This window comes from Kitasatospora sp. NPDC058492, from assembly GCF_042720685.1.
Classification (GTDB): Bacteria; Actinomycetota; Actinomycetes; order Streptomycetales; family Streptomycetaceae; genus Kitasatospora.
Map to the genome: position 1 here is coordinate 45,031 of NZ_JBHXMU010000028.1, position 17,942 is coordinate 62,972.

At 72.8% G+C, this 17,942-nt stretch carries 17 protein-coding genes, 1 tRNA gene and 1 pseudogene; 15 read left to right on the forward strand and 4 right to left on the reverse strand.

What is annotated here, in order from left to right:
• Nucleotides 1–99: 99 nt before the first annotated feature.
• The 4 genes from ACFWPI_RS19835 to ACFWPI_RS19850 all read left to right on the forward strand — a co-directional run bounded on the left by ACFWPI_RS19835 (nucleotide 100) and on the right by ACFWPI_RS19850 (nucleotide 2,902).
• Complete coding sequence (locus tag ACFWPI_RS19835; RefSeq protein WP_380372926.1) at nucleotides 100–1,008, forward strand: NADP-dependent oxidoreductase; 909 nt, start codon at nucleotides 100–102, stop codon at nucleotides 1,006–1,008.
• A 73-nt stretch (nucleotides 1,009–1,081) separates the two neighbouring features.
• A tRNA-Lys gene (locus ACFWPI_RS19840) sits at nucleotides 1,082–1,155 on the forward strand.
• Nucleotides 1,156–1,295: 140 nt separating this feature from the next.
• Nucleotides 1,296–2,267 carry a GlxA family transcriptional regulator gene (locus ACFWPI_RS19845; protein ID WP_380372923.1) on the forward strand — a complete coding sequence of 324 codons (972 nt, stop codon included), beginning with the start codon at nucleotides 1,296–1,298 and terminating at the stop codon, nucleotides 2,265–2,267.
• Nucleotides 2,267–2,902: a DJ-1/PfpI family protein gene (locus ACFWPI_RS19850; RefSeq protein ID WP_380372920.1), complete on the forward strand. Its 636-nt coding sequence runs from the start codon at nucleotides 2,267–2,269 to the stop codon at nucleotides 2,900–2,902. The genes ACFWPI_RS19845 and ACFWPI_RS19850 overlap by 1 nt, the downstream gene beginning before the upstream one ends.
• On the opposite strand, the gene ACFWPI_RS19855 is transcribed toward ACFWPI_RS19850, so the two are convergent.
• Complete coding sequence (locus ACFWPI_RS19855; protein WP_380372918.1) at nucleotides 2,899–4,089, reverse strand: MFS transporter; 1,191 nt, start codon at nucleotides 4,087–4,089, stop codon at nucleotides 2,899–2,901. The genes ACFWPI_RS19850 and ACFWPI_RS19855 overlap by 4 nt on opposite strands.
• 62 nt (nucleotides 4,090–4,151) lie before the next feature.
• The gene (locus tag ACFWPI_RS19860) at nucleotides 4,152–5,843 is read right to left on the reverse strand and encodes a chitinase (RefSeq protein ID WP_380372915.1); all 1,692 of its coding nucleotides are present in this window, start codon (nucleotides 5,841–5,843) and stop codon (nucleotides 4,152–4,154) included.
• Between the two features lie 235 nt (nucleotides 5,844–6,078).
• Here ACFWPI_RS19860 and ACFWPI_RS19865 point away from each other — a divergent pair, with 235 nt between their 5' ends.
• Nucleotides 6,079–9,282, forward strand: coding sequence for a S41 family peptidase (locus ACFWPI_RS19865; RefSeq protein ID WP_380372912.1), 3,204 nt, complete (start codon nucleotides 6,079–6,081; stop codon nucleotides 9,280–9,282).
• A 40-nt stretch (nucleotides 9,283–9,322) separates the two neighbouring features.
• On the opposite strand, the gene ACFWPI_RS19870 is transcribed toward ACFWPI_RS19865, so the two are convergent.
• Entirely contained in the window at nucleotides 9,323–9,556 is a 234-nt protein-coding gene (locus ACFWPI_RS19870) for a hypothetical protein (RefSeq protein ID WP_063349281.1), read from the reverse strand.
• 173 nt (nucleotides 9,557–9,729) lie between these two features.
• On the opposite strand from ACFWPI_RS19870, the gene ACFWPI_RS19875 reads away from it, so the two are divergent.
• From ACFWPI_RS19875 to ACFWPI_RS19920, 10 genes and pseudogenes are all read left to right on the forward strand, one after another.
• On the forward strand, nucleotides 9,730–10,536 hold the full coding sequence (locus tag ACFWPI_RS19875) for a phosphoribosyl-dephospho-CoA transferase MdcG domain-containing protein (RefSeq protein WP_380372908.1): 807 nt from the start codon (nucleotides 9,730–9,732) through the stop codon (nucleotides 10,534–10,536).
• A 299-nt stretch (nucleotides 10,537–10,835) separates the two neighbouring features.
• A pseudogene (locus tag ACFWPI_RS19880) lies at nucleotides 10,836–11,350 on the forward strand (DUF5753 domain-containing protein); the annotation flags it as partial.
• 114 nt (nucleotides 11,351–11,464) lie between these two features.
• Nucleotides 11,465–11,779 carry a hypothetical protein gene (locus tag ACFWPI_RS19885; protein ID WP_380372905.1) on the forward strand — a complete coding sequence of 105 codons (315 nt, stop codon included), beginning with the start codon at nucleotides 11,465–11,467 and terminating at the stop codon, nucleotides 11,777–11,779.
• A complete protein-coding gene (locus tag ACFWPI_RS19890; protein WP_380372902.1) occupies nucleotides 11,703–12,224 on the forward strand; it encodes a DUF6879 family protein in 522 nt (173 codons plus the stop codon). Before ACFWPI_RS19885 ends, ACFWPI_RS19890 begins: the two co-directional genes overlap by 77 nt.
• Nucleotides 12,225–12,250: 26 nt before the next feature.
• Entirely contained in the window at nucleotides 12,251–13,099 is an 849-nt protein-coding gene (locus ACFWPI_RS19895; protein WP_380372899.1) for a helix-turn-helix domain-containing protein, read from the forward strand.
• Between the two features lie 185 nt (nucleotides 13,100–13,284).
• Nucleotides 13,285–13,704: a hypothetical protein gene (locus ACFWPI_RS19900; RefSeq protein WP_380372896.1), complete on the forward strand. Its 420-nt coding sequence runs from the start codon at nucleotides 13,285–13,287 to the stop codon at nucleotides 13,702–13,704.
• Nucleotides 13,701–14,357, forward strand: a complete 657-nt coding sequence (locus ACFWPI_RS19905) for a hypothetical protein (protein ID WP_380372894.1) — start codon at nucleotides 13,701–13,703, stop codon at nucleotides 14,355–14,357. The genes ACFWPI_RS19900 and ACFWPI_RS19905 overlap by 4 nt, the downstream gene beginning before the upstream one ends.
• Nucleotides 14,321–15,166, forward strand: coding sequence for a hypothetical protein (locus ACFWPI_RS19910; RefSeq protein WP_380372892.1), 846 nt, complete (start codon nucleotides 14,321–14,323; stop codon nucleotides 15,164–15,166). Before ACFWPI_RS19905 ends, ACFWPI_RS19910 begins: the two co-directional genes overlap by 37 nt.
• Nucleotides 15,163–15,675, forward strand: a complete 513-nt coding sequence (locus ACFWPI_RS19915; RefSeq protein ID WP_380372890.1) for a GNAT family N-acetyltransferase — start codon at nucleotides 15,163–15,165, stop codon at nucleotides 15,673–15,675. The genes ACFWPI_RS19910 and ACFWPI_RS19915 overlap by 4 nt, the downstream gene beginning before the upstream one ends.
• 158 nt (nucleotides 15,676–15,833) lie before the next feature.
• Nucleotides 15,834–16,868: a multiprotein-bridging factor 1 family protein gene (locus ACFWPI_RS19920; RefSeq protein ID WP_380372887.1), complete on the forward strand. Its 1,035-nt coding sequence runs from the start codon at nucleotides 15,834–15,836 to the stop codon at nucleotides 16,866–16,868.
• 29 nt (nucleotides 16,869–16,897) lie between these two features.
• On the opposite strand, the gene ACFWPI_RS19925 is transcribed toward ACFWPI_RS19920, so the two are convergent.
• A complete protein-coding gene (locus ACFWPI_RS19925) occupies nucleotides 16,898–17,719 on the reverse strand; it encodes a hypothetical protein (protein WP_380372885.1) in 822 nt (273 codons plus the stop codon).
• Nucleotides 17,720–17,942: the final 223 nt, after the last annotated feature.

The window sequence follows — 17,942 nt, forward strand, 5'->3', positions numbered from 1 at the left end:
ACAGTGGCTTGACCTCAAGCGGACTTCAGGTCCGAGGATCGGGGGCGGTCGAACAGTCAAGCAGTCGAATGTCGAACATTCGAGAGGGCGGGAGCAGACATGAAGGCGGTCACCGTGACGCGGTCCGGCGGTCCGGAGGTCCTGCGGGTCACCGAGGTGCCCGACCCGGAACCCGGGCCGGGCGAGGTGCGGGTGCGGGTCTTCGCCGCCGGGGTGCAGCCTGTCGACCTCGCGATCCGGGAGGGCTTCCGCCCGCCGGGGGCCGTCGTCGAGCCGCCGTTCGTCCTCGGCAACGAGTTCGCCGGAGTGGTGGACCGGCTCGGACCGGACGGCTCCGACTGGCAGGTCGGCGACGAGGTGCTGGGCTTCCGCTTCCTGGACAGCCAGGCCGGGCTCGTCACGGTGGACGCCGCCCAGCTGGTGGCCAAGCCCGCCGGCATGCCCTGGGAGCAGGCCGGCTCGCTCTCCGCCTCCGGCCAGACCGCGCACCTGGCGCTCACCCTGCTCGCGGTCGGCCCAGGCGACACCGTCCTGGTGCACGGCGCCTCCGGCGGGGTCGGCACCGTCGCCGTCCAGCTCGCCCGGGCCCGGGGCGCCACCGTGATCGGCACCGCGAGCGAGCGCAACCACGACTACCTGCGCGACCTGGGCGCGATCCCGGTCGCGTACGGCGAGGGGCTGGTCGAGCGGGTCCGGGCGGTGGCGCCGCAGGGCGTGGACGCCGCCTTCGACGCCGCCGGGCGGGGCGCGCTGGCGGCCTCCGTCGAGCTGGTCGCCGACCGGAGCCGGATCGGCACCGTGGTCGACTACCCGGAGGCCGAGCGGCTGGGCGTACGGGGGCTACGGGGGCCGCGCACGGCCGCGCGGCTGACCGAGCTGGTGCGGCTGTGGGAGGCGGGCGGGCTGCGGCTGGAGGTCGCCGAGGCGCTGCCGCTGGAGCGGGCCGCCGAGGCCCACCGACTGGTCGGCGCCGGGCACGTCCGGGGCAAGGTGGTCCTGGTGCCGTGACGCTGCGCACCCAGCCGCCCGGGCCGATTGTGTGTTTCGGCTGCTGACCAGGTAATGTTCTCCGCGTCAGCAGGCGCCGCTAGCTCAGTTGGTTAGAGCAGCTGACTCTTAATCAGCGGGTCCGGGGTTCGAGTCCCTGGCGGCGCACAGACAGCCGGAAGGCCCTTCGCGAGAGCGAGGGGCCTTCCGGCGTTTCCGTGCTCCCCACCGGCACCCCCACCGACGGTGGCAGGAAAGGTGGGAAACGGGTCATTGCTGCCACTGCGACCCGGTGACAGGCTGGTCGCATGAGAGCGCGCAGCGTGGTCGTCGTCCTCTACGAGGGCGTGCAGAGCCTCGACGTGACCGGTCCCGTGGAGGTCTTCACGGGGGCGGGCGCGGCCGCCGGGCAGCCGGGGGCGTACCGGGTGACCACCGCCTCCCCGGGCGGCGGGCCGGTGCGCAGCCACAGCGGACTGCGGCTGCTGCCGGACACGGACCTGGCCGAGGTCGGGCCGGTGCACACCCTGCTGGTCCCCGGCGGGCTGGGCAGCGATCTCCCGGACGGCGCGCTGGTCGCCCGGATCCGGGAGCTGGCCGGCCGGGCCGAGCGGGTGGTGTCGGTGTGCACCGGAGCCTTCCTGCTCGCCGAGGCCGGGCTGCTGGCCGGGCGCCGGGCGACCACGCACTGGGCGTACTGCGAGGCGCTGGCCCGGCGGTTCCCGGACGTCGAGGTGGACCCGGACCCGATCCACGTCCGGGACGGGAACGTCGCCACCTCGGCCGGGGTCACCGCCGGGATCGACCTGGCGCTGGCCCTGGTCGAGGAGGACCTGGGACGCGACGCCGCCCTGCTGATCGCCCGCCACCTGGTGGTCTTCCTGCGCCGGCCGGGCAACCAGGCCCAGTTCAGCACCCAGCTGGCCGCCCAGGTGGCGGCCCGGCAGCCGCTGCGCGAGGTGCAGCGGTGGATCGCCGAGCACCCGGAGGCCGACCTGTCCGTCGAGGCGCTGGCCCGCCGGTCGGCGCTGTCACCGCGGCACTTCGCCCGGGCCTTCGCCACCGAGGTGGGGGTGACCCCGGGCCGGTACGTGGACGGGGTCCGGCTGGAGGCCGCCCGGCGGCTGCTGGAGGACACCGCCGACGGCATCGAGGAGATCGCGCGCTCCTGCGGCTACGGCACCCCGGAGGCGATGCGGCGCGCCTTCGTCCGGTCCCTGGCCGCCCCGCCCGCCGAGTACCGACGCCGCTTCCGACCCGATCCTGTTGGAGGACACTGATGCGCATCGCCGTTCTGCTCTACGACGAGTTCACCGCCCTGGACGCCGTCGGCCCCTGCGAGGTGCTGTCCCGCATCCCCGGCGCCGAGGTGGTGTTCACCGCCGCGAAGCGCGGCCCGGTCCGCACCGACATGAAGACCCTGTCGCTGACCGCGGAGGCCTCCCTGGACGAGGTGGACGCGGCCGACGTGCTGCTCGTCCCGGGCGGGCCCGGGACGGAGGCCCGGCTGGCCGACCAGGCCGTGCTGGAGTGGATTCGCGCGGTGGACGCCACCACCACCTGGACCACCTCGGTCTGCTCGGGCTCCCTGCTGCTGGGCGCCGCCGGGCTGCTGGCGGGGCGCCGGGCCACCTCGCACTGGTGCTGCCTCGACGCGCTGAAGAAGTTCGGGGCGGAGCCGACCGGGACGGAGCGGGTCGTGGTCGACGGCAAGTACGCGACCGCGGCCGGGGTCTCGGCCGGGATCGACCTCGCGCTGACGCTGACCGGCCTGATGGCCGGGGACGCGACCGCGGAGGCGATCCAGCTGGTCATCGAGTACGACCCGCAGCCGCCGTACTCGGCGGGCTCGGTCGCGACGGCCCGGCCCGAGCTGGTCGCCGAGCTGCTGGCCAACGGGCTGCAGTTGCGCTAACCGCGGTCAGTCGGGAAGCCGTGTTGGCGGGCGCCGGTGACCACTGCCAGGACGGGCAGCATCAGGGCGAGCACCGTCCAGGGCAGGGCGTCGGTGCCCAGGCGGCCCAGCACCAGGCCGCCGACCACGCCGCCGCCCGCCATCGCGGCGTTCCACAGGGTGACCAGCACCGCCTGGGCGGCGTCCGCCCGCTCGCCGCCCGCGTCGCCGACGGCGGTCTGCAGCAGGGTCGGGGCGCCGCCCCAGCCCAGGCCCCAGAGCGCGGCGGCGGCGTACACCAGCGGTGTGCTGTGCGACCAGAGGCCGAGCAGGCCCGCGGTCAGGGCGACCAGCAGCGCGCCGCCGATCGTCAACTGCCGTAGCCGGCGGTGGATGTGGGCACCGGTGAACCAGATGCTCGCCAGCGAGGCCAGGCCGAAGACCAGCAGCACGGTGTCGGTCGCGTCGCCGAGGCCGGTCCGGTCGAGGAAGGGCGCGATGTAGGTGAACAGGATGGTGTGGGCGAGCACGAAGAGCACCGTCACGGTGAGCACCGGCGCCACCCCGGGCACGGTGAGCGCGCTCCGCACCGGGGCGCGCTCACCGGCGGGTTGTCCGGGCTGGTCCGGCAGCAGGGCCGCGATCCAGCCGATCACGCCGAGCGCCAGTGCCGTCATGGCCAGGAAGGGCACCCACCAGGCGAGCGCCTGGCCGAGGAAGGTGCCGACCGGCACTCCCAGCGACAGCGCCACCGGCACGCCCGCCATCGCCACGGCCATGGCCCGGCCCTGCTGCTCGACCGGCACCAGCCGGCGCGCGTACCCGGCCAGCAGCGCCCAGGCGAGGCCGGCCGCGACGCCCGCGAGGAAGCGGGCGGCCAGGGTGAGCGGGTAGTTCGTGGAGGCCGCGGTGACGGTGTTGGCGGCGGCGAAGCCGGCCATCGCGGTGAGCAGCAGCCGCTTGCGGCCCCAGCCGGCGGTGGCCGCGGTGAGCGGGATCGCGGTGGCGGCGGTCCCGAGCGCGTAGACGGTGACGGTCTGCCCGGCGGCCGACTCGCCGACGCCGAGGGCCCCGCTCATCCCGGGCAGCACGCCGGCGGGCAGGGTCTCGGTGAGCGCGGTGACGAAGACGGCGGTGGCCAGGGCGAGCAGGGCGGGCAGCGGGAAACCGTTGCGGATTGCGGGAGTCGGGAGCTGTGTGGTCGCCATGGGAACCATGCTCGATCCTCACACTGATGTCAGGTTCAAGCACGGTTCCCACCGGCGTCACCTCAGCGGCGGAAGTAGCCGTCGAAGTTCTTGGAGAACTCCCGGCCGCCGAACTGGTCCCAGTTGACGGACCAGGTCATCAGCCCGCGCAGGTTCGGCTGGGCGCCCGAACGCGGCACGTACGAACCGCAGTTGGCCAGCCTGGTGAGGCAGTCCAGGGCCTTGTTCACCTCGGCCGGGGCGACGTAGCCGTTGCCCGCGTTGGTGGTGGCCGGCATGCCGATGGCCACCTTGGAGGCGGGCAGCGGCGGGAACACGTTGTTCGCGTTGCCCGCCACCGGGAAGCCGTTGAGCAGCAGGTCGGTCATCGCGACGTGGAAGTCGGCGCCGCCCATCGAGTGGTACTGGTTGTCCAGGCCCATGATGGAGCCGGAGTTGTAGTCCTGGACGTGCAGCAGGGTGAGGTCGTCGCGCAGCGCGTAGATGACCGGCAGGTACGCCCCAGCGCGCGGGTCCTGGCCGCCCCAGGGGCCGGAACCGTAGTACTGGTAGCCGAGTTGGACGAAGAAGGTCTCCGGCGCCATGGTCAGCACGAAGCCCGGACCGTACTTGGCCTTGAGGGTCTTCAGCGCGGAGATCAGGTTGACGATGACCGGGCTGGTCGGGTTCTTGAAGTCGGTGTCACCGGTGTTGAGGGAGAGCGAGTGCCCCTCGAAGTCGATGTCCAGGCCGTCCAGGCCCCACTTGTCGATGATCGCCGAGACCGAGCTGACGAAGGTGTCGCGGGCGGCGGTGGTGGTCAGCTGGACCTGGCCGTTCTGGCCGCCGATCGAGATCAGCACCTTCTTGCCCTGGGCCCGCTTGGCGGCGATGGCGGCCTTGAAGTCGGCGTCGGACTCCACCGTCGGGCAGTCGGTGACGGAGCAGCGGTTGAACCGGATGTCGCCGGAGGTGACGGAGGTGGGCTCGCCGAAGGAGAGGTCGATGAAGTCCCAGGAGTTCGGGACGTCGGCCATCCGGGTGTAGCCGGCGCCGTTGGCGAAGCTGGCGTGCAGGTAGCCGACCAGGGCGTGGCTGCCGGGCGGCGGCGGGGTGGTCGGCGTCCCGGTCGGGGTGCCGGTCGGCGTTCCCGTCGGCGTCCCGGTCGGCGTCCCGGTCGGGGTGCCGGTCGGCGTTCCCGTCGGCGTCCCGGTGGGCGTCGGCGTCGGGCTGGGGGCGCCCGGCCCGTCCAGCGAGACGTCGTCCGCGTAGTAGGTGCCCTGGCCGTACCAGCCGTGGGTGTAGACGGTGGCGCTGGTCTGGGTGGCGCCGGTGGTGAAGCTGACGCTGAGCTTCTGGTAGCCGCCGCCGGTACCGGGGGTCCAGGTGCTGGGGCCGCCGCCGTCGACGCCCAGGTAGACGTACGAGCCGTTGACGTACGCGCTGAGCGTGTAGGTGGTGCTGGGGGCGACGGTGACGGTCTGGCCGCACTGGGCGGTGTCGCCCGCGGTGGCCGCGGCGGCGAGGGCGTAGCCGCCGCCGTGCACCGGGCTGGTGACGACGCTGCCGGAGTTGCCGGTGCAGCTCCAGGGGCCGAGCGAGCCGGATTCGAAGCCGCCGTTGACCAGGAACTCGCCGGCCGAGGCGGCGGGCGCCAGGCCCAGGGTGACACCGACCAGGGTGGCCGCGGCGACGGCGGAGGCGGTGCCGGCGGCGAGCAGGGTGCGGGACTGCTTCCGGCGGGCGGGGGCGGGTGCGGGTGTGGTTCTGCGCATGCGGGGGCTCCTGCGATGGCGCGGTCGTGGGGGACGTCCGAGGGCACGCCGGAGCACGCGCCAGTGGGGGGGGAACGGCCCGGCCTGGCACCCAAGTTGGACTAGACCACTGAAGTGGATTCGGCACTGCGGTGTCAATGGTCCAGACCGGTCCGCGACCTACGCACCGACCGCCCGGCAGCCCCGACGGGCCGCCCCGGTTGCCGGGGGTGACACCCCGTCGAAGGATGGAGGGGTGACCCCGCCCGGCTACCTCCGCTACCCCCACCTGCACGGCGGGCTGCTCGCCTTCACCGCCGAGGACGACGTCTGGATCGCCCCGCTGGACGCCGACGGCGCCACCGGCCGGGCCTGGCGGGTCAGCTGCGACCGCACCCGCGTCAGCCACCCCCGCTTCTCCCCCGACGGCCGCACCCTCGCCTGGACCAGCTGGCTGAACCTGACCCCCGAGGTGTGGACCGCCCCCGTCGAGGGCGGCGAGGCCGAACGGCTCAGCCACTGGGGCAGCCAGGACACCCGGGTGCGCGGCTGGCTGCCGGACGGCGAAGTACTGGCCGTCACCTCCTACCACGAGCCGTTCGGCCACTACACCTGGGCGCACGCCCTGCCGCCCGACGGCTCCCCCGGCCACCGGATGCCCTGGGGCCCCGTCGGCGACGCCCAGATGAGCCGCGAACGCACCGTGCTTCTCACCGGCGCCGCCCCGCACGAACCCGCCGCCTGGAAGCGCTACCGGGGCGGCGCCACCGGCCGGCTCTGGGCGGACGGCGAACAGATCCTCGCCGACCACCCCGGCCACCTCGCCTCACCCATGCCCGTCGCCGGGCGGATCGCCTTCCTCTCCGACCACGAGGGCATCGGCAACGTCTACTCCTGCCGCCCCGACGGCACCGACCTGCGCCGGCACACCGACCACGCCTCCTACTACGCCCGCGAGGCCGCCACCGACGGCACCCGGATCGTCTACCAGCACGCCGGCGACCTCTGGCTGCTGGACAGCCTGGACGCCCCCGCCCCCCGCCGGCTCGCCGTCCCGCTCGGCGGCGCCCGGGCCGGCCGCCGCCCGTACCAGGTCGGCGCCGCCTCCCAGGTCAAGGACCTGGCCTGCGACCAGAGCGGCCGGGCCGGGGTGATCACCGTGCGCGGCAGCCAGTACTGGCTCACCCACAAGGACGGCCCGGCCCGCGCGCTCGCCGACACCCCCGGGGTGCGGACCCGTCTGCCGGTGATCCTCGGACACACCGGCGAGGCCGCCTGGATCACCGACGCCGAGGGCGCCGACGCGATCGAGGTGATGCCGCTGCCGGGGCACGAGGAGACCGAGAAGCACCGCCACCGGGTGCTCGCCGCCGACCGGATCGGCCGCGTCCTGGAACTCACCGCCTCCCCCGACGGCGCCCACCTCGCCGTCGCCGCCTCCGACGGGCGGCTGCTGCTGGTCGCCGCCGACGACGGCGCCGTCCGCGAACTCGCCGCCTCCGGCTACGGGCCGGTCTCCAGCGCCCGCTTCTCCCCCGACTCGCACTGGATCGCCTGGTCCCAGCCGGTGGCCGGGCGCTCGCTGCGCCGGATCCGGCTCACCCGCACCGAAGCGCCCGGGCCGGTCACCGAAGTCACCGACGGCCGCTTCGAGGACGAGCAGCCGGTGTTCACCCGGGACGGCCGCTACCTGGCCTTCCTGTCCTGGCGCGGCTTCGACCCCGTCCACGACGTGCACACCGGCGACCTCTCCTTCCCGCTCGGCTGCCGCCCCTACCTCGTCCCGCTCACCGCCGACACGCCGTCCCCGTTCGCCGCGCCCGCCGAGGACGGCGCCCCGCGCGGCAACGGCGGCGGCGACGGCACCGTCCTCGTCGACCCGCAGGGCATCGGCGAGCGGCTGCTCCAGTTCCCGGTGATCGCCTCCAAGTACTCGGCCACCGACGCGGTGCGCGGCGGCCTGATCTGGCTGCGCTGGCCGATCTCCGGCACCCTCGGACAGACCTTCGCCAGCCCCGACGACACCTCCGGCCGCCCCTCGTTGGAGTACTTCGACCTCGCCCGGGGCACCCGCACCACCCTGGTCGACAAGCTGGACGGCTACGCCGTCTCCGGGGACGGCGGCTCCATCGCGGTCTACTCGGCCGGGACCCTGCGGATCGTCCCGGTCACCGGCGGCGCCGGCAGCACCGTCGACCTGCGACGGATCACCCACACCGTGCACCCCGCCGCCGAGTGGCGCCAGGCCTACCACGAGGCCTCCCGGATCGTCCGGGACCAGTTCTGGGACGAGCGGATGTCCGGCCTGGACTGGCCCGCCCTGACCGCCCAGTACGAGCCGCTGCTGGAGCGGGTCTGCTCACCCGACGACTTCGCCGACCTGCTGCGCGAACTCCTCGGCGAACTCGGCACCTCGCACGCCTACGTCACCCCGTCCCGGCGCGCCGAAGGCCCCTCGCTCGGCCAGCAGCCGCTCGGCCTGCTCGGCGCCAACGCCCACCGCTCCCCCGACGGGCGCTGGCTGGTCGAACGGGTGCTGCCCGGCGAGACCTCCGACCCGCGCGCCCGCGCCCCGCTCGCCGCCCAGGGCGTCCGGGACGGCGACGAACTGCTCGCCGTCGGCGGCCGCCCGGTGGACCCGGTGCGCGGCCCGCTGCCACTGCTGGCCGGCACCGGCGGCACCACCGTCGAACTGGCCCTGCGCGGCAGCCCGGACGGCCCGGTACGGCGGATCACCGTCACCCCGCTGACCGACGAACGGGCCGTCCGCTACCAGGACTGGGTGGCCAAACGCCGCCTCCTGGTCCGGGAGTTCAGCGACGGCCGGTGCGGCTACCTGCACATCCCGGACCTCGGCGGCTCCGGCTGGGCGCAGTTCAACCGCGACCTGCGGCGCGAACTGGACAAGCCCGCACTCGTCCTGGACGTGCGCGGCAACGCCGGCGGCAACGTCTCCGAACTCGTCCTGGAGAAACTCACCCGGCACGTCCTCGCCTGGGACTTCGGCCGGGACCGCCAGCCGGTCCGCTGGCCCCGGCACGCACTGCGCGGCCCGCTCGTGGCGCTCGCCGACGAGGCGACCAGCTCGGACGGCGACGTGGTCATCGCGGCGATCAAACTGCTCGGCCTCGGCCCCGTCGTCGGCAACCGGACCTGGGGCGGGGTCGTCGGGATGACCGGGCGGCACACCCTCGGCGACGGCACCCGGATCTCGGTGCCCAAGAACGCCTCCTGGTTCGAAGGCGGACTCGGCTGGTCGGTGGAGAACCGCGGCGTCGAACCGGACGTGCACGTGCTGCGCACCCCGCGCGACTGGGCCCGCGGGCGCCACCCCGAGCTGGTCGCCGCCGTCCAGCTCGCGCTGGACCTGCTGGAGGACGCGCCCGCCGCAGCGCCCCCGCCGGAGGACACCCCCCGGCCGGACCTGCGGCGCCCGCCGCTGCCGCCGCGGGCGCGGTGACGGGGGCTGGAGGTTTTGGGGTGCTGAGACTCCTGGGGTTTCAGCCCCAGGGGTCGCCCTCGGCCGTCATGTTCTCGGCCGCGCGCCGGTCGGCCTCCTCCTGGACGGCACGGGCACGCCGCTCCGACTCACGGGCCTCCTGGGTCTCGCGGGCCCGCTCGATCTCCGGGCTGTACGCGTCCGCGGCCTCGTCGTGGGCGATGGCGGCACGCTCGGCGGCGTCCTGCCCGGTCGCCTCGTGCGCCTTGTGGCGGAACCTGTCGAAGATGCCCATGACTCCTCCTCCGAACGGATACCAGGCTTCCCCCACTCTCACACCGGGCACCCGGAGCCGCACGTTGAGCCTTTGGTCCCTGGTGAACGCGCCCAACGGCCGTGGCGCGGAGGCGGGCGCCCGGCGCAGATTGGAGCCGTCGGCCGAACTGACGCCACCGTCTGGAGCCCACCGTGACCGTCGTACCTTCCGCCCGCCAAGCCCGGCGCACCGCCGAGGACCCCCACGACGGGCCGCGCCGGCGGGTCGGGCCGCTGGCCGCACTGGACGGGCGACTGCCCGGCACCCACGACCTGCTGCTGATGCAGTGCCCCAGTTCGCTGCACCCGCTGGCGGGCGGCGAGCTGCCGGACTGGGCGCGGGCCGTGCTGCGCGTGCACCCGTGGGTGACGGTCGGCCGGGCCCCCTCCCTGGTCGGCACCCCGGCGGACGTGCCGCACCCGCAGCGCTGCACCCGGGACCCGGAGGCCGCGCCCGAACAGTGGATCCCGGTGATCGTGCGCGGCCCCCGCCCCGGGCAGCGGCTGGACGCCCTGGCGCCCTGGGCCGCAGTCGCCCGGACACTGCGCCCCGAACAGCTGGCCGGGCGGTGCGGGCGGCTGGACCCCGAACGGGTCTCCGGAATCCCGGCGCTGGCCCTGCTGCCGGCGGTCGGCCGGATCGTCGCGGACCACCGGCTGTCCTGGGGCCCGATCGGCGCGGTCGGCTACGAACTGGGCACCGGCGTACCGGTCGCCGGGCCGCTCAGCCCGCTGCGACTGGTCCTGCGCACCCCGCACCCGATCAGCCGCCGGGACGCCCTGCAACTGCGGCGGGCGCTCAGCAGGCTGCCGGTCCCGGTGCAGGCCGAACTGGAGACCCGCTACGGCTCGGTCCAGCTCGCCGAGTACGCGGCCTCGCCGTACACCCTCACCCTGCTGACACCGGACGGGCCCCGGGAGGTCCGCGATCCGTGGTTCCCGCGCGGCCCGTTCGTGTGAGCTGTCCGCCACATCAGTCGGGCCGGTTGGGCGGCCGGGACGCCGCCCGGGGCCTACGGCGGGACACCGCCGGGATGCGGAGTCCGGCCATCGCCTCGAACGGCTGGTTCGCCAGGTAGCCCGCCGACCAGGCGACGCCCCACCGGGCGCAGTTCGGGCAGTTCCACGTCCGTCCGGCCGCGTTGGCGTCGTTGAGCAGATCGACCGGGGCCGCAGCAGTCCGGTGCGGGACAGGCGGGAGGGGCGGTCATCGGCGGCGGTCCCGGCCGAGTCGCCGCCGGGTGGCCCGCCGGATGAGGGGCATCGCGCCGGGGCTGCTTCAGACGTTGGACTACGCGCGGGCCATCGCGGCGGGGGCAGTCCGCCGAGGCAGCATCACGCAGGACCAAGCCGAGGAGCGGGTCGCCTACCTTGCGCGCCGACAGGCGAACTTGCGCCGGGAGACCCTCCACTGATCCACGCCGTTCTGGATGAGAGCCGCATCCGACGGCCGGTCGGCGGAAAGTCCATCATGGCTGCCCAGCCCGACGAGCTTGCAGCCTTCGCCCGGATGCCCAACACCGTTATCCAGGTTGCTCCGTACGCCATAGGCGAGGAACGAGCGTTCGACCTCCCGGTGAACATCATCACCCTTCCGGACCGATCGCTGATGTCCTACGCCGAATCGGCGCAGCAAGGGCACCTGGAACGGGACAGCGGCGCAGTACCGCCGATCCTCACGGCCTACTATCAGCTACAGGCCCTCGCACTCTCACAAGCCGAGTCCGTAGCCACGGCTTTCGGCGCTCTTCGGACCTGCGTTCCACAGCCGTAGAAGAGCTGTGGACATCCAGAACGTCCATGCTGAAACGCGCCCTTGACGCTTCGTCATGTCACGCGAAACGGTGGCGTGCAGAACCGCGCAACCGACTTGGCACGGGAGGGCACCATGACCCTACGGTTCGGCGGGATCGACCCCAACACCGGCAAGGACGAGAGCCCGATGGTGTGGGTGGACGACGAGGAGAAGGAGTTGGTCCTTCAGGGCTGGAAGCCCGGCGGGCCCCTGCTGACGAAGATCGGCAGCACGGAGTGGGTACCCGGCCACTCCGCTGGTATCCCCGACCACGAGAACGTGACCCGCATCCCGCTGCGTATGGCGGGGATCATCAGGAAGGCGCTCGACGATGCAGAACGTGCCGGACTTCTCGGCGATGCTGAGGCAGGCCCGCAGGTCGGCGGTCCATCTGGAGCTGAGGGATAGCTACGGGATCGCCGGCGAGGTGGAGGAATTCGCGGAGTTCCTGCGCACTGGCCACGTCGACACCGACCCGGAATCCGAAGGGTGGTCCGGCTGGGTTGCGCAGATCCGGGAAGCAGTCGCCCGCGGCGTGGTCGTACGCCGCGGGCGCATCGTCTCCGAGCCGGTCACCGACTACATCCGGTACGAGCATGCCGGAACGGTCGTGAACCTGGCGGCCGGCGAGCAGGTGCGCTGGCTGCCGCGCCGTCAGGCGTCGGATATCGCCCTGCCCGGTAACGACTTCTGGCTGTTCGACGAAACCGTGGTTCGCTTCAACCACTTCACCGGCGACGGCGGTTCTGCCGGTCCCACGCTCACCGACGACCCTGCAGTGGCCAATCTCTGCGCCGTCGCTTTCGAGGCTGTCTGGGAGCGCGGCATCCCGCACGAGAAGTACACCGTCTGACCCATCTGCATCAGGACCGCCAGCTCATGCCCGTCTCCCCGTCCTCCAGTGCCCAAGAGGCCCGTCTGGCCGTCGCCGCGCGGCTGCGCGAGATCATGCTGGACGCCGGACTCCTGGGGCAGGAGCTGGCAACCCTGTGCGGGTGGAACGGCGCGAAGACCTCCCGCATCATCAACGCCAAGACCGCGCCATCCGACAAGGACATCCGAGCGTGGTGCCGAGCCTGCGGGGCGGACGACCAGGCCGAGGATCTGATCGCCGCCAACCGCGCGGTGGACTCCATGTATGTCGAGTGGCGCAGGCTCACCCGCACCGGCCTTCGCATGCTGCAGGAATCAGCGGTACCGCTCTACGAGCGCACGCGACACTTCCGCGCCTATTCCTCCCGCGTGATACCCGGCGTCTTGCAGACCGAGGCGTACGCCACCGCGCTGCTCGCCACGGTGTCCGACTTCCGGCGCACGCCCAACGATGTCGCCGAGGCCGTGAAGGCCCGCCTGGCCCGATCCCGCGTAATCCGCACCGGTCACCACCGCTTCGCGATCCTGGTGGAGGAATCCGTCCTGTACTACCGCCTCGGCGGGGTCGAGACGATGGCTGAGCAACTGAAGCACCTGCTGACGGTGATGTCCCTGCCAGCTGTCTCGTTCGGCCTCATCCCCTTCGCCGCAGAGCGCACCATGTGGCCAGTGGAGACCTTCAACGTCTTCGACGATGCGGAAGCCGGGGTAGAACTGCTCTCGGCCCAGGTGACGCTCACCGCGCCCAGCGAAGTCGGCCTCTACGTCCAGGCGTTCGACAGGCTCATGGGATTCGCGGTGCACGGCGCACAAGTGCGGTCCCTGATCGCCAGGGCGATCGACTCTCTGGGCTGAAGTTCTGCAAACGGATGCAAGCACGTTGAGCGCCCGAGCCTCTGACGGCCAACCTGGTAATCCGCCACCCGGCGCGAGGTGAATCCGATCCCCCTCGGTTCCGTGGAAGCCCGCCGGGCGGCGCACCATCCCACACCACTGCTCGCCCGCTCCAGGCGAGCAGAGCCAACCCGATGGGAGAGGCCGTGAGCACCGCCACCATCAAGTCCATCACCGAGCTGAACGAACTGGGCAAGTTCTTCACGATCACCGCGCGTCGGATCGACGCGGGTCAGGCCGCGGCGGAGATGTTCTCCGCCGCCATCGACAACGCGTGGCACCAGCTTCTCAGCGATCCGGCCGCGCACGAGGCATTCGCCGTCCGGCACGGCGGACGCAAGCTGACGCACGTCGAGAGCGCGGGCGTCGGCTTCATCTCCTGGGTGGGCGCGTACGAGGAGGCGTACGGCCCCCTGCCGGAGATCTGGTTCACCGACGCCGACGGCACGGTCAACACCGTGGCCCTGGCCCGCTACCGCGAGACGGGCGAGGTCTGGGCCGAGTGGGACTGCTCGCCCGCGCCCGGCGACGGCGACGACCTGGCCCCGGCGGCGACCACCCGGTGATCACCGCACCGTCCGACGGAGCGTCCCGGCCGACTGCCGGGGCGCTCCGCCTCACCGAGGCCCGGACGGAACACCCGGCCGGCGTGGACGTGAGCGGTTATCTCCCCGCCATGCAGCAGTACTGCCCGTTCCTCCGGCCATCCGCAGCGCGCGGTATGACCGGGTGGACCGTTTACGAGATCTCGCGCGACACTCGCCGGTACGCCGTCGAAGCCGAACTGTTCTACGCGGGCGTACAGGCTGCCGAGTGGATTCGCCCTCTGATGGCCCGACCATTCGGCGCGCTGACCTGCGAGAACGTGGTGCTGATCGGGCAGTGCGCCGACGCCGACCACCGCGAGCTACTGGCCTGGCCGCACTGGGCCTTGAAGAACCTCTACGGGCCGGTCGGCGTGATGTTCGGCAAGTTCGTCCAGGGGGCTGCTGAGACCAACAGGGCCGGGCACGACATCCCGCCGGCCCCGTTCTCGTTCCTCCCAGTGCGCGCGGCCGTCCGCCTCCTGGACCCGAAGCTCCTGACCAGCACACCCGATCTCGCGGCGGCGGTGGGCGGGGCCGTTGACGACGGCCACGACGTGTTCGAACACATCCCCTGCGAGTGGAAGGCAGTAAGAGAATGGGCGATTTCACTCCCGAGGCCACCGAAGCGCTGAAGGCCGCGGAGGCCGTATGCGGGCCGCTGGAGCTGGAGGAGATCAGCAACCGGCGGGGCTCGTCGGTCTGGAAGGCGACCGGACCGCGAGGCCGCGCGAGCATCAAGCTCGGCACCGGCGAGGCCGCCGAGGTCACCGCGCGCGAAGCCTCCGTGCTGGACCAGCTCCCCGGCTACACCGTGACCGCCGGCCGGTTCGACGGCGGCATCTGGCTCGTCACCCCATGGCTGGCCGGACCATCCACCTGGCAGGTCTTCCGTCCCGTACGCAAGGGCGAAGGGGGGCGGAACGAAGCCCTTGCCGCTGCCATCGGGCTGTGCCGCGCCGCGGCCGTCCTCCACGCCGACGGATGGGTACACGGCGACCTCCAGCCCCAGCACGGCGTCCACGGCGATGACGGAACCGTGCGCCTCCTCGACTTCGCCTGGTCCCGGAAGGTCGGCACCACTCCATGGAAGACCTTCGACGGCACGATGGTCCACCTCACCGCCCCCGAACTGGCCGCCCGGATCATCACCGGACCCCAACCCGTCGACACGACAAAGGCCGCCGACGTCTACGCCCTCGCCGGCACCCTGTGGACCTGTGCCACGGGCAACTGGCCGCTGGACTACGAGGCCGCCGGACTCGGCCGGGGCACGCCGGTCGAGGTGGTTCGCGAGGCCATCGCCGCCAGAGCCGTCCCAATGTCCTCCCGGATGCCCTGGCCCGCACTCCAGGCCCGGCTGCGGTTCGTCCTGCTGGCCGGGCCCGACGACCGGCCGACCGCCGCCGAGTTGACCACCATGGTGCAGGCGGTGGGCAAGTGATCGTACTGCGCGAGCTGACCCGAAACGACGCCACCGCTCTCCAGCGGATCTACAGCCCGGAATCGACCAGGTTCCTCCAGCGAGGGCCGATGGACGCCGCCGAAGCCCGCAGCGCCGCACGCGACGCAGTGGCCTCCGCCGCTCAATCCCCGCGCACGCTCTACACCCTGGGCCTCGACTTCGACGGCGACCTGCTCGGGATCATCAAGCTCTGCCTGGACCGCCCCGTCGCCGCACTCGGCTACATCCTGCGCGCGGACACCTGGGGGAAGGGGCACGCCACGGAGGCGGTCCTCAGGATTCTCGCCCTGGGCTTCGGCCACCTCGGACTGCCCGAGATCCACGCCAAGCACCATCCGGACAACCCGGCCTCCGGTCGCGTCCTCCTCAAGGCAGGGTTCGTCCCGACCGGCGAGCACGCCGGATTCACCACCTACGCCATCCGGCCGCCCCAAACAGCGAGCGACCTCCGATCACGCACCCGAGGCCCCACTACCCGAGGCGGGTAGTGGGGCCTCCGCTCTGCCCGGCGAGGGTGACCGCCGGATGCCGACGCCGGGCGCGTCCGGCTCCTCGATCTGCTTGGGGCTGTGGCGAGTTGTCCGGTCGGGGGGTAGGCTCCGGCGGCACTTGGTGGGCGGGTGAACGGCCAGGAGCGGAGGCGGGTTTGACGTCCTTCGGGCGCACGTTGCGGCTGCTGCGTCGGCGGGCGGGCATGTCCCAGCCGAGGCTGGCGGCGACGGTGTTCGTGTCCCAGTCGACCATCAGTAGGTTCGAGTCGGGCGACCGGATGCCGGATCCGGCGCTGGCCCGGTTGATCGATGGGGCGCTGGGGGCGGGAGGCGCGCTGTCCGGCCTGATTCCGGCTGATCCTGATCGGGTCGACTTCCAGGCCCGCAGGCCGGGTCTGGTGGACCGGGCGATGATCGTCGAGGCAGAGTCGGGGCTGGTCCAGTTGCGGAAGCTGGAGGACACCTCCTCCTCCGCGGATGTGACTCCCATGGTGGCGGCGCGGGCCGAGTTGGCCGTCCAGGCGGCCAAGGACGCGCCGTACGCCCTGCGGGCCCCGGCGATCGGTGCGGCCGCCATGGGGACCGCGTACCTCGGCTGGTGCCACTTCGTGGCCGGGCGGTATGCGGCGGCGGAGCAGGCGCTGGACCGCGCGGTGGCCTACGCCTACGAGTCCCGGGCACCTGACCGGCTCGAACGCACCATGAGCTACCGGGGCGTGCTGGAGCTGGTCTGGGGCAGCCCGGCCGCCGCGGCGAGCATGCTCGACGCCGCCCGCCGCGACACCCGCGCCCACCCGGCGCTGCGGACCTACGACGCCGGCCAGCAGGCGCGGGCGCTCGCGCACGCGGGGGAGGTCCGGGAGGCCGACCGGCTCCTGCTGGAGGCCGATCGGCTGGCCGACACGATCGACTTCTCCGACCTGCCGGTGGGTGCCTACTGGTACACGCCGGGGTGGCTCGCCCTGCGCCAGGGTGTGGCGCTGCTCGCCCTGGGCCGCACCGCCTCGGCCCGGCGGGAGATCGCACAGGGCTACGCCGCCATGCCGGTGGAGCATCAGCAGGCCCACTGGGCGCGGCAGTGGATGGACGCGATCAGCGCCGACCGGGGGCCCGCCGACCTGATCCTGCCGCCGAGCCGGCGCGGCAGGCACAGCGCGCCGTCGTCCCGTCCGGTGCGTTCACGCCGATGAGGCCCCGGACGGGCGACTGGCGAAGGGGGTCAGCGCAGCTCGATCACGGCGGCCCGGCCGTCGTGGTCGCCGGTGGTGATGGAACCCTCGTTGTACTCGTTCTTCATGTCGACCGGGAACCCGCAGCGGCCCGCTCCACTGGCCGTCATGTCCGCGCACAGTTTGTTCCGCGCGTCCTTGAACGACGCGTAGTCGTGCGTGAATGACGGTCGGCCGTCCGGGTCGATGTAGATGCCGGGCTTTTCGGCGCTGAGTGCGGCGGTCCAGACGTAGCCGTCGCCGGTCCGGGTCGGGCCGAAGACCCGGCCGTGGTCGATGAGGGGTGCGAAGAACCAGGCGTCGGCGAAGGCGTGGTCCGAGGCGCTCGGCTGCTGGCCGTGGGGCGTGGGGGTGCCGTGGGCGTCGGGGAGGAGGGCGTGGTAGCCGTTGGTGTGACCGATGCGTGCCGGGAAGCCGGCGGCCTTCATGTCCTTGCCGAGCTTTTCGATCGCCTCGTCCTGGGTGCTCGACGACTTGTCGACGAGGATGACGTTGATCGGCTCGTACAGCGTATTGCCCTTGTACGGGTGGCCGAGCCAGTTGGAGATTCCGCAGTTGTCCGGGTACTGGCAGTCGATTTGCAGCATCCACTTTCCGAGGGGGCCGTACGGCGTCGCCACAGCGTCCGTGTCGCCGGGCGGGCTGGGCGGCCTGGTTTCGCTCGTCGCACTGGCCGACGGCGCCTGCACGACGGTCAGCGTGGCGGTCAGCACAGCGGCACAGCAGAAGGCGGCCAGTGCCGAGATCGACGTCCTCCGTGCGGCCCGCAGCCCGGGCGCGCGACCGGCGCCGTGCTGTTCACGTGTTCCCATGGTCGTTTCCCCGATCCTCCCCGCGCGGCCCTGACGCTTGAGCGGGGAATAGTCCGGAACTTCAGGCGCGATACCTTCTGCGTCTTGGGCTCACGGTAGGCAGGATCCCGGACGGCCATAAGGTCGGCAGGCAGATCGGAATACTATTCCGCGCCGATTCCGCGCCGAGTTGACGATCGATCAGAGGCGGGTGGAGGCCCCGCCACCCGAGGGAGCGGGTAGC

Coding starts and splice junctions, on each gene's coding strand:
- ACFWPI_RS19835 (WP_380372926.1), top strand. CDS start 100: ATGAAGGCGGTCACCGTGACGCGGTCCGGCGGTCCGGAGGTCCTGCGG.
- ACFWPI_RS19925 (WP_380372885.1), bottom strand. CDS start 17,719: ATGGGAACACGTGAACAGCACGGCGCCGGTCGCGCGCCCGGGCTGCGG.
- ACFWPI_RS19870 (WP_063349281.1), bottom strand. CDS start 9,556: ATGGGCATCTTCGACAGGTTCCGCCACAAGGCGCACGAGGCGACCGGG.
- ACFWPI_RS19910 (WP_380372892.1), top strand. CDS start 14,321: ATGGGCGATTTCACTCCCGAGGCCACCGAAGCGCTGAAGGCCGCGGAG.
- ACFWPI_RS19890 (WP_380372902.1), top strand. CDS start 11,703: ATGCAGAACGTGCCGGACTTCTCGGCGATGCTGAGGCAGGCCCGCAGG.
- ACFWPI_RS19885 (WP_380372905.1), top strand. CDS start 11,465: ATGACCCTACGGTTCGGCGGGATCGACCCCAACACCGGCAAGGACGAG.
- ACFWPI_RS19860 (WP_380372915.1), bottom strand. CDS start 5,843: ATGCGCAGAACCACACCCGCACCCGCCCCCGCCCGCCGGAAGCAGTCC.
- ACFWPI_RS19895 (WP_380372899.1), top strand. CDS start 12,251: ATGCCCGTCTCCCCGTCCTCCAGTGCCCAAGAGGCCCGTCTGGCCGTC.
- ACFWPI_RS19850 (WP_380372920.1), top strand. CDS start 2,267: ATGCGCATCGCCGTTCTGCTCTACGACGAGTTCACCGCCCTGGACGCC.
- ACFWPI_RS19845 (WP_380372923.1), top strand. CDS start 1,296: ATGAGAGCGCGCAGCGTGGTCGTCGTCCTCTACGAGGGCGTGCAGAGC.
- ACFWPI_RS19855 (WP_380372918.1), bottom strand. CDS start 4,089: ATGGCGACCACACAGCTCCCGACTCCCGCAATCCGCAACGGTTTCCCG.